Here is a 255-nt window from a genome sequence, read left to right as displayed (position 1 = left end):
CGCTAGAGATAGCTTAGTGCCTTCGGGAACTCTGAGACAGGTGCTGCATGGCTGTCGTCAGCTCGTGTTGTGAAATGTTGGGTTAAGTCCCGCAACGAGCGCAACCCTTATCCTTTGTTGCCAGCACGTAATGGTGGGAACTCAAAGGAGACTGCCGGTGATAAACCGGAGGAAGGTGGGGATGACGTCAAGTCATCATGGCCCTTACGAGTAGGGCTACACACGTGCTACAATGGCATATACAAAGAGAAGCAA

Annotated in this window: 1 rRNA gene; it reads left to right on the top strand. The window is 51.8% G+C overall.

The window, feature by feature from the left end:
- A 16S ribosomal RNA gene (locus J1779_RS00030) occupies positions 1–255 on the top strand; the annotation flags it as partial.

Source organism: Rahnella rivi, from assembly GCF_019049655.1.
GTDB classification, from domain to species: domain Bacteria; phylum Pseudomonadota; class Gammaproteobacteria; order Enterobacterales; family Enterobacteriaceae; genus Rahnella; species Rahnella rivi.
Note: the sequence above shows the minus strand (reverse complement) of the source record. Positions and strands in the feature narration are given on the sequence as shown.